General features: G+C 75.2%; 13 protein-coding genes. 7 read left to right on the top strand and 6 right to left on the bottom strand.

The window, feature by feature from the left end; translation table 11 throughout:
- Positions 1-5 precede the first annotated feature (5 nt).
- Positions 6-1,178: a histidine kinase gene (locus tag EMA09_RS06475; protein ID WP_240796265.1), complete on the top strand. Its 1,173-nt coding sequence runs from the start codon at positions 6-8 to the stop codon at positions 1,176-1,178.
- Positions 1,179-1,251: 73 nt separating this feature from the next.
- A complete protein-coding gene (locus tag EMA09_RS06470) occupies positions 1,252-1,860 on the top strand; it encodes a response regulator transcription factor (RefSeq protein ID WP_129839744.1) in 609 nt (202 codons plus the stop codon).
- 19 nt (positions 1,861-1,879) lie between these two features.
- Here the strand turns inward: EMA09_RS06470 and EMA09_RS06465 are convergent, their stop codons facing one another.
- The 4 genes from EMA09_RS06465 to EMA09_RS06450 form a co-directional block, all read right to left on the bottom strand.
- Positions 1,880-2,494 (bottom strand): NADH oxidase, encoded by a 615-nt coding sequence (locus tag EMA09_RS06465; protein ID WP_129839742.1) that lies wholly within the window; start codon positions 2,492-2,494, stop codon positions 1,880-1,882.
- Positions 2,495-2,544: 50 nt separating this feature from the next.
- The gene (locus tag EMA09_RS06460; RefSeq protein ID WP_240796264.1) at positions 2,545-3,357 is read right to left on the bottom strand and encodes an AfsR/SARP family transcriptional regulator; all 813 of its coding nucleotides are present in this window, start codon (positions 3,355-3,357) and stop codon (positions 2,545-2,547) included.
- A 231-nt stretch (positions 3,358-3,588) separates the two neighbouring features.
- Positions 3,589-4,854 carry an ATP-grasp domain-containing protein gene (locus tag EMA09_RS06455; protein ID WP_168220650.1) on the bottom strand — a complete coding sequence of 422 codons (1,266 nt, stop codon included), beginning with the start codon at positions 4,852-4,854 and terminating at the stop codon, positions 3,589-3,591.
- Between the two features lie 29 nt (positions 4,855-4,883).
- Positions 4,884-6,050, bottom strand: coding sequence for an MFS transporter (locus tag EMA09_RS06450; RefSeq protein WP_129839738.1), 1,167 nt, complete (start codon positions 6,048-6,050; stop codon positions 4,884-4,886).
- A gap of 651 nt (positions 6,051-6,701) precedes the next feature.
- Between EMA09_RS06450 and EMA09_RS06445 the strand changes: the two genes are divergently transcribed.
- The 3 genes from EMA09_RS06445 to EMA09_RS06435 all read left to right on the top strand — a co-directional run bounded on the left by EMA09_RS06445 (position 6,702) and on the right by EMA09_RS06435 (position 9,247).
- On the top strand, positions 6,702-7,670 hold the full coding sequence (locus EMA09_RS06445; RefSeq protein WP_129839736.1) for an alpha/beta hydrolase: 969 nt from the start codon (positions 6,702-6,704) through the stop codon (positions 7,668-7,670).
- An 81-nt stretch (positions 7,671-7,751) separates the two neighbouring features.
- Positions 7,752-8,240, top strand: coding sequence for a hypothetical protein (locus tag EMA09_RS06440; RefSeq protein WP_129839734.1), 489 nt, complete (start codon positions 7,752-7,754; stop codon positions 8,238-8,240).
- 56 nt (positions 8,241-8,296) lie between these two features.
- Positions 8,297-9,247 carry an alpha/beta hydrolase gene (locus tag EMA09_RS06435; RefSeq protein ID WP_168220649.1) on the top strand — a complete coding sequence of 317 codons (951 nt, stop codon included), beginning with the start codon at positions 8,297-8,299 and terminating at the stop codon, positions 9,245-9,247.
- 15 nt (positions 9,248-9,262) lie between these two features.
- On the opposite strand, the gene EMA09_RS06430 is transcribed toward EMA09_RS06435, so the two are convergent.
- Complete coding sequence (locus tag EMA09_RS06430; RefSeq protein WP_129839730.1) at positions 9,263-9,877, bottom strand: HD domain-containing protein; 615 nt, start codon at positions 9,875-9,877, stop codon at positions 9,263-9,265.
- A 211-nt stretch (positions 9,878-10,088) separates the two neighbouring features.
- On the opposite strand from EMA09_RS06430, the gene EMA09_RS28210 reads away from it, so the two are divergent.
- Positions 10,089-10,451 carry an STAS domain-containing protein gene (locus EMA09_RS28210; RefSeq protein ID WP_168220648.1) on the top strand — a complete coding sequence of 121 codons (363 nt, stop codon included), beginning with the start codon at positions 10,089-10,091 and terminating at the stop codon, positions 10,449-10,451.
- A 57-nt stretch (positions 10,452-10,508) separates the two neighbouring features.
- On the opposite strand, the gene EMA09_RS06420 is transcribed toward EMA09_RS28210, so the two are convergent.
- Positions 10,509-11,084 carry a TetR family transcriptional regulator gene (locus EMA09_RS06420; RefSeq protein WP_129839726.1) on the bottom strand — a complete coding sequence of 192 codons (576 nt, stop codon included), beginning with the start codon at positions 11,082-11,084 and terminating at the stop codon, positions 10,509-10,511.
- Between the two features lie 94 nt (positions 11,085-11,178).
- On the opposite strand from EMA09_RS06420, the gene EMA09_RS06415 reads away from it, so the two are divergent.
- A complete protein-coding gene (locus EMA09_RS06415; protein ID WP_240796263.1) occupies positions 11,179-12,102 on the top strand; it encodes an oxidoreductase in 924 nt (307 codons plus the stop codon).
- The last annotated feature ends 12 nt before the right edge of the window (positions 12,103-12,114 follow it).

Raw genomic sequence — 12,114 nt, 5'->3', positions numbered from 1 at the left:
CCCGGATGCCGCGACGCGACGAACCGCCCGCGCCCCGCATGGCCCGGACGATCCTGCACGTCGCGCTGCTGTGCTACTTCGGCATCACGGCCATGAACATCGGGGACGCCGGCCTGTCGCCCCTCGGCTCCGCGGCCGCCTTCGCCGCGATGGCGGCGGTCTACGCGCTGCAACTGGTGCACTCCGCGCCGGGCGCCCGCCGGGCACCGCTGCGCCGCACCGGCTGGACGCTCGGTCTGCAGGCGGCCCTCACGTACCTCCCGCTCGTCGTCTTCGACAGCGCCTGGGGATCGATGGCGGGGTTCCTCGCCGGATCGATCCTGCTGCTCCTGCCGCCCCCGTGGGCATGGCCGCTGTACGGGCTCGTCGGCATCAGCCTGCTCGTGCCGGGGATCCAGTGGGGCGATCCGCCCCGCACCATCGTCTATTACGTCCAGGCGACCCTGCTGACAGGACTGGTCACCTACGGCCTCACCCGGCTCACCGAGGTCGTCCGGGCGCTCCACGACACGCGGGAGGAACTGAGCAGGGCGGCCGTCTCCCGGGAGCGGCTGCGGTTCGCCCGCGACCTGCACGACCTGCTCGGCTACAGCCTCTCCGCCGTGGCGCTCAAGGGGGAGCTGATCCGGCGGCTCATCCCCGACCAGCCGGGGCGCGCCGTGACCGAGGTCGAGGACGTCCTCGTGATCACCCGCCAGGCGCTCGCCGATGTCCGCGCGGTCGCCAGCGGCTACCGGGACCTGTCGCTGGAGGAGGAGGTCCGCTCGGCGCGGACCACCCTGGACGCCGCGGGCATCACCGTGCACGCGGACGTCCGGCTCGGCACCGTGAGCGGCACGGTGGACACGGCGCTCGCGACCGTGCTGCGCGAGGGGGTGACGAACGTGCTGCGGCACAGCCGCGCGACCCGCTGCGGGATCGACGCGGCCGCCGTGGACGGGGTCGTGCGGCTGTCCCTGACCAATGACGGCGCGCACGGCGAGCCGTCCGGCCCGTCCGAGCCGGACGGCGGCAGCGGGCTCGGCAACCTGACCGCCCGGCTGCGGGCCGTCGGCGGCACCCTGACGTGGCGACGCGCTCCGGACGGCACGTTCCTGCTCGTCGCCGAGGCACCGGTCGGCCGGGCGGCACAGCGGACGCCCGGCGCCCCCGGCGTCCACACCGGCCCGGCGTCCTGAGCGCAGCCACCGGGCGCGCCCGAGCGGTTGCTACGCTCGGGCGGACGCCGTACCGCACGAACGGAGCACCGCCGTGATCCGCATCCTGCTGGCCGAGGACATGCACATGGTGCGCGGTGCCCTCGTCGCCCTGCTCGGCCTGGAGCACGATCTCGACGTGGTGAGCGAACTCGCGCGCGGCGACGAGATCCTGGCGGCCGCCCGCGCCACACGGCCCGACGTCGCGGTCATCGACATCGACCTGCCCGGTGTCGACGGGCTCACCGCCGCCGCGCGGCTGCACGAGGAGATGCCCTCGTGCCGGACCCTGATCCTCACCAGCCTCGGCCGCCCTGGCACCCTGCGACGCGCGCTGGCCGCCCGGGTCTCCGGGTTCCTGCTCAAGGACGAATCCCCGGAACGGCTCGCCGACGCGGTGCGCCGGGCGCACGCGGGACAGCGGGTCGTGGACCCCGAGCTGGCGCTCGCCGCGTGGGACGGCCTGGAGAGCCCGCTCACCGAGCGGGAGACGGAGGTGCTGCGACTGGCCGCGCAGGGGCACGAGGCGGTGGAGATAGCCGCGGCCCTGCACCTGACCCCGGGCACCGTGCGGAACTACCTGACCACCGTCGTCACCAAGCTGAACGCGCGCAACCGTGTCGACGCGATCCGCATAGCGCGGGAGTCCGACTGGCTCGTGTGAGGCCGCCCGGGCGGCGGGCTCAGTCCGCCGGACGTCCGACCGGCTCGGCGATCCCCGCCGCGACCAGGTGGCCGATGACGGCCGCCGTGACACGGGGCGGCAGCCGCAGGGCGGCCGACGCCGCCCCCGGCGTCACGGGCCAGGCCAGGAGGGAGGCCACCAGGGCCGCTTCCGACCGGTGCACGATCACCCGGTACGGCGAGCCGGCGTGCTTCAGCACCCACCCGGAGCCGCGGGTGGTCAGCAGCAGCGGACCCGCCGCACGCACCGGCTGCCGTTCGGACAACCGGACGCGCGGGAACGCGGCATGCCGCGCGACCGGCAGGGCCGAGAGCAGGGGACCGCGCAGGTCGTCCACGCCGAGGGTGTGGATCACGAGGTGGGAGAGCCGCCCCAGCACACGGGGGACGACCGGTTCGCCGTCCGCGGGCTCCGGCGTTCCCGTGAGCAGCACCGGCCCGAGGGCCATGCGGCGCAGCACCTCGCGGACGCGGGGTGACGGCCGGTCGACGCGGTCGGTCCCCCAGCGGCTGAGGAGGACCAGCGCGTCCCCGCCGCTCTCCTGGTCGAGTGTGACGTCCTCCGTCAGGGACCGGAGGTGGAACGTACGCGCCTCCGCGGCGATGCGTCGCATGGGGAACCTCGGGTGGGCGGTCGGGCGTCGGGTTCGGCCGGTACGGGCCGTCAGGAGGCGAGGCCCGCGAGCGCCGGCGGGTCCAGTGCCGGGTCGGCGGCCAGGACCGACCGGTGCAGCGCCCGGAGCCGGCGTGACGGTTCGATACCGAGTTCCCGGACGAACCTCGCGCGCAGGCACCGGTACACGTCCAGTGCCCGCGACTGCCTGCCGCTGCGGTGCAGCGCCAGCATGAGCTGGCCGTGCAGGTTCTCCTGGAAGGGGTGGAGGCTGGTGAGCGCGGTGAGTTCGCTGATCAGCCGGGCGTGCCGGCCGAGGTGGAGGTCGGCGCCGATCCGTGTCTCCAGGGCGGTCAGCCGCAGTTCGTCCAGCCGCAGCGCCTCCGCGCGCAGCGCGCCCCCGCCGCGTACGTCGTCCAGCGCCCGGCCGCGCCACAGCGCGAGTCCGGCCGTGAGCCGGCGCGACGCCTCCTCGTGGTCGCCCGCGGCGAGCGCGCGGGACGCGTCGCGCACGGACCGCTCGAAGTCGTGGACGTCCAGGACGGCGCCCGGCCCGCCGAGGCGGTAGCCGCCGTGGCCGCGGCTCAGGATCTGCTTCGGGTCCACCGCGTCCGGCAGCGTCACCACGGCGTCACCGATCCGGCGGCGCAGCTCCTTGACGTACGTCTGCACGGCGGCGGCCGGACGTCCTGGGGGCCGTCCCGCCCACAGTTCCTCCTCGATCGCGGCCATGCCGACCTCCCGCCCCAGGTTCGCCGCGAGCAGCGCCATCAGCCTGCGCTGCTGGCCGGCGCTGGGCGCCACGGGGACACCGCCGACCTGCACCGACAGCGGCCCCAGCAACCCGATCACGAAGTACTCCACGTCCGCTCCTCCCTGCCGGCACGACCCTGTCACGCGGCGGGGCGGGACCGACAGGGACGGCGTCACCGGTCCGCCCGTGGATCCGTCAGGGGCGGACCATGACGTCGTCATACGGCCGCCCGGAGACCGGGGGCCGACAGCGTCCGGCCCTCTGTGCGGGGTGCTTGTGACGACCGGGCAGCCGGGGCCGGGGTGCGGCGGGTGCCGTGCCCCGGCCCGGTCGGTGGTGCGTCAGTGGCCGTCGGCGGGGGTGATGGCCAGGTCCATTCCGGCCTCCACCTCGTCGAGGCGTGCCGTGCACTGCTCCGGGTCGTCGCCCCGCACGATCCAGTGGGCGAGGCGGTCGTCGTACGAGGCCGCCGGCGGCGCGGCCACCGGGGTGCCCGGCGCGGCCGTGACGACGAGCCGCTCCACCCAGTCGGGCTCGGACAGGTGTGCCGGGGCCGTCAGGCGGTCGAGGACACCGGTGCGGTCCGGGTAGAGGAACCGGATGGCGGCGGCTCGCTCACGGGTCGGCGTGAGCTGCGGACCGACCCCGGCGGCGATGTCCGCCGCGATCCCCGACAGGCTGAGGCCCATGGCCTCGCGGATCAGGATGTGCAGCAGGTCGCCGCCGATCCTGCCGTTGATCTCGACGATGCGCGGGCCGCGGGCCGTCAGCATGACCTCGATGCACAGCGTGCCGCGCGTCACGCCGACGGCGTCCACCGCCGCGGTGAGCAGGCCGGTCAGCTCGGGATCGGTCAGCAGCGGGTCGCGGGCGTCGACGCAGTGCCCGTACTCCTGGGCGGTCGGCGGCGGCCCGACGCGCTTGCGGGTGACGGCGATGATCCGGCTGTCGCCCGGGCCGAGGACGGCGACCTCCACGCTGATCTCGGGGCCGTCGAGGAACTCCTCCACGAGGACGCCTTGCGGACCGACCTGGCCGATGCCGCTGTAGGTCTCCTGGGTGGCCCGGTCGAACGCCACCCGCACCTCGGCCGCCGAATCCGCCCGCACCACGCCCGCGCTGGCCGCCTGCGACCGGGGCTTGAGCATGACGGGGAAACCGTTCGCCTCGGCCCAGGCGACGGCGGCGTCCGCGTCGTCCGCCAGGACCGAGCGCGCGGAGGGCACGCCGTGCACGTCCAGGAGGTGCCGCGTCCGCGCCTTGTCGCGGCACGCCTCCATCGACTCGGGCGTGGCGCCGGGCAGTCCGAGCTGGCGCGCGAGGACGGCCGTGGTGATGACATGGCCCTCCATGTACGTCATCACGCCGCTCAGGGGCTGCCGTTCGGCGTACGCCTTGACCGCGGCCGCCGTCGCCTCCGCGTCGCGGAGGTCCACCGCTATGTGGTCGGTCAGGTGAGGGCGCGCCCACTCGGGCGCGTGCTCGTCGACCAGGACGACAGGGCGGGCGGCGGCGATGTCGGCGAGGCAGGGCTCGCGGTAGGCGGCCGCGGCCACAGTGGGGCCGCCGGTGCCGAGGAGGAGAAGGGGGTTGGAAACGTGGTTCATGGGTGTCTCCGGGGGATTCGACGTGCTGATCATGATGCGAGGACCGGCGAGGTGCGCCTCGTCAGTCCGTTGAGGGGGACGGAGACGGCGGCTCCGGCGAGCCCGCAGCCGAACAGGGCCGCCGCGACGAGGAGATGGCCGCCTGCGGCCAGGCACCAGCCCGCGAGCAGCGGTGCGAGCAGCACGGAAGCGGCCATGGCCGTCCCCCAGATTCCGGCGTACAGGCCGCGGGCGTGGGGCGGGGATATGCGGTTCAGGACGTCGGCCGCCGCGACGAACGCCACGATCTCGCCGGGCACGGAGAGGACGACGGCGGCGGCGTAACCGGCCGCGCCGGACGCGAAGCCCGCCGATCCCATGCCGACGCCCAGCACGAGCGTGCCGGCGGCGAGCAGGCCGACCATGGGGGAGGGACCGGACGCGCGGCGCGCCAGCCAGCCGTTCATCAGCGGCGACAGGATGAGCACGGCCGCCGCTCCGGCCGCCTGTGACCATCCGTAGGCGGACGCGGGGAGGCCGTCCTCCGTCATCATCAGCGGCAGGATCGAGTACAGCGCCATCAGGGGGACGAACGCGCACAGGCTGATGAACCACAGCAGGACGAGCCGGACGTCGCCGAACGCGGCGCGGTAACTCCCGGACGGCGCCGGGTCGGTGGCGGCGCCGGGGGCGGTCAAGGGGACGGCCTTCAGCACGACGGCCGCGAACGCGGCGCAGACCGCCGCGTTGATCAGGAACAGCACGGGGAAGCCGAGCGGTGCGGCGAGCGCGCCGCCGACGGCGCCGGTCACGGCGGCGCCCAGGTTGGTGGCGAAGTGCCGCCAGCCGGCGATACGGGCGCGGGTCGGCTCGTCGGGCACGGTGTCGGCGATGACGGCGGCCACGATGGGGCGCGGCGAGTCGTAGACGAAACCGGCGACGAAGGACGCCGCCGCGAGCGACGCGACGGTGTGGCTCTGCGCCAGGACGGGGAAGACGGCGGCGGCTGTGACCATGGCGCCGGCCAGCGTGGCGCGGCGGCCGATGCGGTCGGCGAGGGCGCCGCACAGGAACTGGCCGGTGAGCCAGCCGGCGCCGAACAACGCCAGGATCACCGTGACGGCCCGGGAGCCGACGTCGCGGTCGGAGAGGTGGTAGGCGAGGTAGGGGTAGACGAATCCGGCGGCCCGGACGGCGAACGTGCCGATGAGCAGCACCCATACGGCGGCGGGCCAGGCGGCGGCACGCCCCTCGGTGGTGGGGGCGGGGGCGTGGTGACGGGGGACCCGGGGACCTTCGGCGCCGCGGGGGAGGGGCGCGGTGGGGCGGCAGGGGCGGTGGAAGGCGGCATGGAGCCTCCGCGGTTCATGGTGTCGTGTCGCCCGGGCTCAGGACCGGCCGGCGCGGGCGCCCGGGGAGGCCGGCGCCGCCGGCCGCGGGGGAGGCCGGCGCTTCGGGATCCGGATGCCGCGACCGCGTCCCGGCGGGCGGCGCGTGTCCGCCGGACCCGGCCGCGGAGGCGGCGGGTCCCGTGGCACGGTCGTCTTTCGGCCAAGAGCGTCAGGCGGGCTGATCCTAACAGGGGGCACCGCCGATGGACAGGGACGAACTCCCCCAATCTGCCTCTACGTTGACAGATGTCGCACGAGTTCCGCTTTCGTTCGTCCAAGCTTTGACGAAACGGCCCCGGGGCGGGGCTCCGCCCGCGTCCACCGGCCGACGTGGAGTGGCCGAAATCACACCCCGACGATCCGGGCGCGCGGCGTTTGCCGGAACGGCAACGTCACTCGGCACCGGCATGCGCACCACCCCATGATCGAACCGACGGGCCGCCCGCCGGCCCGCCGACGGAACAGCAGGAGGTCACCATGGAGCAGTCCACCCACCGTCTGGTCCCCACCCCGGCGGGGCGGACCCACCTGGTCGAACAGGGCAGCGGCCCGCTCGTCCTGCTGGTGCACGGGTTCCCCGAGTCCTGGTACTCCTGGCGCCGCCAGCTCCCGGCGCTCGCCGCCGCCGGATACCGCGCGGCGGCCATCGACGTACGCGGCTACGGCCGTTCGTCCCGGCCGGCGGACCCGGCGGCGTACCGCATGCTCGACCTCGTCGAGGACGCCGCGGCCGTGGTGCGCGCCCTCGGCGAGGAGACCGCCGTCGTCGTCGGCCACGACTGGGGCGCGACGATCGCCGCGAACTCCGCGCTCGTACGGCCCGACGTCTTCCGCGCCGCCGCCCTGCTGAGCGTCCCCTACACGCCGCGCGGCGGCCCCCGCCCCAGCGACGTGTTCGCCTCGATGGGCGGCGACGAGGAGTTCTACGTCTCCTACTTCCAGGAGCCCGGCCGCGCCGAGGCGGAGATCGAGCCCGACGTGCGGGGCTGGCTCGCCGGCTTCTACGCCGCCCTGTCCGCCGACACGATGCCGCACGACGGCGCGCCCGACCCGCACTTCGTGTCCCGCGGCGGGACGCTCCGCGACCGGTTCCCGGCGGGAGACGCCCCCGCCTGGCTCGGCGACGGCGACCTCGACGTGTACGCCGGGGAGTTCGAGCGGACCGGCCTCACCGGCGCGCTGGGCCGCTACCGGAACATGGACCGCGACTGGGAGGACCTGGCGCCCTGGGACGGCGCGCCCGTCACCTGCCCGTCCCTGTTCATCGGCGGTGCGCGGGATGCCTCGACAGCCTGGCTGTCCGACGCCATCGACGCCTTCCCCGCCACCCTGCCCGGCCTGCACGCCGCGCACCTCCTCGACGGCTGCGGTCACTGGGTGCAGCAGGAACGCCCCGACGAGGTGAACAGGCTCCTGACGGAGTGGCTCGCCACCCTGCCCGGCTGATCCGCCGCCGCCCCGGCCGGACCCGAAAAAGACGCGCACGGACCCTCAACAAGCGTGCCCCGTCCGGGGGATGCTCGGCGGATGACGACGATCCGCACCGTGCCAGCCGCCGTACTCGCCGCCGTCGCGCTCGCCGCCGGCCTGTCCGCCTGCTCCTCCGGCGACGACGGGGACGACGAGCCGGGCACCCCGAGCGCCGCCGCCGACACGCCGTCCTCCGACGCGGGCACGCCGACCGCCGACGACGCGCCGCCGCCCGACGAGGCCGAGGCGGCGGCCCTGGAGGGCGCCGTGCGCGGCTACATCGTCTCCACCACCGCGGGGAACGCGGACGCCGCCTGGCCGATGGTGTCCGAGCGCTGCCGGGACCGGTGGGGCCGTGAGGAGTTCGACGCCCTCGTCCGGGAGGCCGGCGACACCTACGGACCGCAGGAGGTGGAGGAGGTCACCGTCGACCGTCTTGAGGGCGGGCTCGCCCGCGTCACCTACACCGTCACGGCGGCGGAGATGAGCCGCGAGGAGCAGCCGTGGGCGAAGGAGGAGGGCCAGTGGAAGTTCGACGCCTGCTGACCGCCCGCCGAGCGCCCGCGCGACACTGGGGGGACGCACCACCGAGGAGGACCCCCGTGACGACAGCGGCCCGTGCCGGCCACCGCGTGCACCGCGACATCGCCTACGCGGCCCCCGCCGGCCGCGGCCACCTGCTGGACCTGTACGTCCCCGCGTCCGGCGGCGGCCCGTTCCCCCTGGTCGTCTTCCAGGCCGGGTCCGCCTTCCGCAGCGACGACACCAAGGGCGGTCCGCCGCCGGGCACCGCCGGGGACGACGAGCCGCTGTCGGCCGCTTCGCTCGCGCGCCGCTGGACGCCCCACGGGTACGCGGTCGCCGGGCTCAACGTCCGCAGCAGCGCGCAGGCGCCGTTCCCCGCGCAGGTCCACGACGTGAAGGCCGCGCTCCGCCACCTGCGCGCGAACGCGGGACGCCTCGGCCTCGACCCCGGCCGCTTCGCCACCATGGGCACCAGCAGCGGCGGCTGGGTCGCCACCATGGCGGGCGTCACGTCCGGCGACCCCCGGTTCGAGGGCGGCCTCGGCGACGCCGGGCACTCCAGCGCCGTACAGGCCGTCATCGACCTGTACGGGCCGACGGACTTCCTCGCGATGGACGCCCACCGCCCGCCCGGCGGGCAGGAGCACGACCCGGCCGACTCGCCCGAGTCCGCGCTGATGGGCTTCCCCATCCGGACGCGCCCCGACGCCGTGCGGGAGGCGAACCCGGCGGCCCACGTCACCGCCGGGAGCCCGCCGATCTGGATCGCCCACGGCACCGACGACCCGTACGTGCCCGCGCACCAGAGCGAGCTGCTGTTCGCGGCGTACGAGGCGGCCGGGGCCACCGCGACCCTGACGCTCGTCCCGCGCACCGGCCACACCGACACCTACCTGCCGTCGGCCGCGCGCTCGGCGGGCAGGACCGTCGCGCACACCACGGGCGGCACGACCACCCGCGCGGACGGCCCGGCGCCGACGTACGACACGCTCCTCGCGTTCCTCGACGAGCATCTGAGGCGGGCCTGAGCGGGGACCGGCGGCTCAGTCCAGGAACGCGTGGCCGTGGCGCGCCGCGAGGGCGGCCAGTTCGTCGTGCCCCGGGTCGCCGAACTCGTCCCGCAGCCGCCGGAACCCGGCCGCCTTGTCCTCGCCGAACCCGCGCGCGTGCTCCGCGTACCGGCCGGCCGACAGGAAGGCCGGCGGGGACGACTTCGTGTGGAACTTGTCCGCGTACATCACGAGCCGCTCCTCCGGGGTCTCGGCCAGGTAGTCGGCGACCGGCAGCGGCAGGCCCCGTGACGTGATGTCGTCGCGGGTGATGCCCACGCCCGTGTGGTGGGAGCAGAAGCGGCGGAGCCGTTCGGGGAAGCCCTCGGCGGCCAGCAGCTCGTCACCGAGGACGCCGTGGCGGATGTACCTGGCGTGGTCGAGGGACGTGCCGTCGGGGCCGTAGAGCCGGTACACGCCGATGTCGTGCAGGAGGCAGCCGGCCCGCACGAGGTCCGTGTCGAGGGCGGGGCCGCCGTACCGCGCGGCGAGGGCGTCCGCGATCCCGGCGACGATCCGGCAGTGCGTGTGCACGAGGTCGAACGCCGCGCGGCCCGGCGCATGCCGTTCGTGCAGGGCGCGGATCGCGGCCTCGTCCGGCAGGTCCATCACCGCAGGTCACCTCCTGGTTGAGGGGTCGTCCGCCGCCCCCGGGCCGGATCTGGCGCGGGGGACGGCGCTGTTCATATCCTCCGGGGCGTGGGAGGGTGGGGGTGAACGAGCCCGGTCCGGCGGGCTCGGGGTTTCCTCGCGGTCCCCGCGTTTCCGGACGGCCGCACGCCGCGCCGGGCTTCGCCCCCTGCCGAAAGGGGAACGCGGCGTGTCCGCCTTCACTCTGCACAGCACCACGACGACGGCCGGCGTGACCGTCCTGTCCCCGCGCGGGGACCTGGACTTCGACGCCCTGCCGGACGTGGAGCGCGCCCTCATGGAGCTGCCGTCCGCGCCCGGCGCGGTCGAACTCGACATGGCGGGTGTGCCGTTCATGGACCTGGCGGGTCTGCGGCTCCTGCACCGCCTCGCGCAGGAGGAGGCGCGGCTCGGCCGCCGTGTCACCGCGCGGGGCTGGCGGCGGCAGCCGAGGAAGCTGCTGCGGCTCGCCGGCACGCTCGCGCCGTCCGGCGGGGACCGGACGGCCGACCCGGTCGCCCGTGCCGTGCGGGCACTCACGGAAGACCGCTAGGGTCTGTCCGGCGCGCCGACAGTGGCAGCCGTCCGCCCGCCGGGGGTGTGCCGGCGGTCAGTGATCGGCGGGCCGGTCCGGGGCGACGAGGCGGCGTACGGCGTCGGTGATCGTCGCGCGCTGCTGCGCGGGCGGGACGAGGGAGTTGACGTCCTCGGTGTGGTGCTGCCACATGTTCGCGAGAGTCAGGACGAGCGCCAGGATCTCCGCGGCCGGCCTGTCCCGGCGGACGCTGCCGCGTCGCTGGGCGGCCTCGATGGCGGTGATCTTGTCCCGCATCGAGCGGGCCACGGCGTCGGACGCCGGCCGTTCGGTGCTCTCCAGCGCGTACCAGGTGAGGAAGCGCATGACCTGGGGGTGCTGCTGCCCGGCGTCGTGCAGGCGGCCGGCGTACTCGGGCAGGTCGTCGGCGTCGATGGGGACCGCGTCCACGGTCTGCTCGGCGATCGCCCCGTAGACGGCCTCGAACAGGCCCTCCTTGCCGGCGGCGAAGGAGTACACCAGGCCGGGGCTGATGCCCGCGCGTCCGGCGAGCCGGTCCACGCGGGCGCCGGCCACGCCGAACTCGGCGAACTCGGCGAGGGCGGCTTCCATCAGCTGCCTGCGCTTGCGGTCGGGGTCACGTGTCGCCATGCTTCCAGCCTTTCTTGCTGAACGTTCGTTTGACAAGTCGGATCGGGTCCTGCGTAGACTGAAGTAAATGAACGTTCATTCAAGGAGTGGCGTGGTGGATTCGCACTGGACCCCGGCCGACATCCCCGATCTCTCGGGCCGGACCGCACTGATCACCGGCGCCAACAGCGGCATCGGCCACCGCACCGCCCGGGTGCTGGCGGAACGCGGTGCCCGCGTCCTGCTCGCGGGACGGCGCCCGGAGCCCCTGGCGGATGCCGCCCGCCGCCTGCGCGCGGATGTCCCCGGCGCCCGCCTGGAGACCGTGGAGATCGACCTCGCCGACCTCGGCGCGATCCGCGAGGCGGCCGCCCCGCTCGCCGCGGCCGAGACCCTCGACCTCCTCGTCAACAACGCCGGTGTGATGGACGTCCCGGAGCGACGGCTGACCCGCGACGGGCTGGAACTCACGGTGGGCACCAACCACCTCGGCCACTTCGCGCTGACCGCGCACCTGATGCCCGCCCTGCGGCGCTCGGCGGCCGCCCGCGTCGTCACGGTCAGCGCCGTCGCCGCCGCCTGGCGCTCCGGTGATCTCGCGGATCTGATGAGCGAGCGCGGCTACCGCCCGATGAGCGCGTACGCGAAGTCCAAGCGCGCCAACGTCGTCTTCACCCGGGAACTCGCCCGCCGCCTCGCCGGCGGCGCGCACCGCGCCGTGGCCGTCCATCCGGGCTCTGCCATCACCGACCTGCAGCGTCACACCTCCACCAGCCGGACGGGGCGCCTGATCCTGGCTGTCGCCTCCCGTACCCTGATGGGCTCCGCCGACGGCGCGGCCTGGCCGTCCCTGTACGCCGCGACCCACCCCGGGGTCGTCAACGGGGCCTACCTCGGCCCGGCCGGACGCGACCAGACCTCCGGCACGCCCAAGCCGGTCCGGCTGCCCGCCGGGGCCGACGATCCCGACGTGGGGGCCTGGCTGTGGCGCGAGAGCGAGCGGCTGACCGGCGTCACCTTCCCGGTCCCCCAGAGCTGACCGCGCCCGGAA

Origin of the sequence: Streptomyces sp. RFCAC02, from assembly GCF_004193175.1 — a bacterium.
Classification (GTDB): Bacteria; Actinomycetota; Actinomycetes; order Streptomycetales; family Streptomycetaceae; genus Streptomyces.
Note: the sequence above shows the minus strand (reverse complement) of the source record. Positions and strands in the feature narration are given on the sequence as shown.

Coding starts and splice junctions, on each gene's coding strand:
- EMA09_RS06475 (WP_240796265.1), top strand. CDS start 6: ATGCCGCGACGCGACGAACCGCCCGCGCCCCGCATGGCCCGGACGATC.
- EMA09_RS06465 (WP_129839742.1), bottom strand. CDS start 2,494: ATGCGACGCATCGCCGCGGAGGCGCGTACGTTCCACCTCCGGTCCCTG.
- EMA09_RS06455 (WP_168220650.1), bottom strand. CDS start 4,854: ATGAACCACGTTTCCAACCCCCTTCTCCTCCTCGGCACCGGCGGCCCC.
- EMA09_RS06445 (WP_129839736.1), top strand. CDS start 6,702: ATGGAGCAGTCCACCCACCGTCTGGTCCCCACCCCGGCGGGGCGGACC.
- EMA09_RS06440 (WP_129839734.1), top strand. CDS start 7,752: ATGACGACGATCCGCACCGTGCCAGCCGCCGTACTCGCCGCCGTCGCG.
- EMA09_RS06430 (WP_129839730.1), bottom strand. CDS start 9,877: ATGGACCTGCCGGACGAGGCCGCGATCCGCGCCCTGCACGAACGGCAT.
- EMA09_RS06420 (WP_129839726.1), bottom strand. CDS start 11,084: ATGGCGACACGTGACCCCGACCGCAAGCGCAGGCAGCTGATGGAAGCC.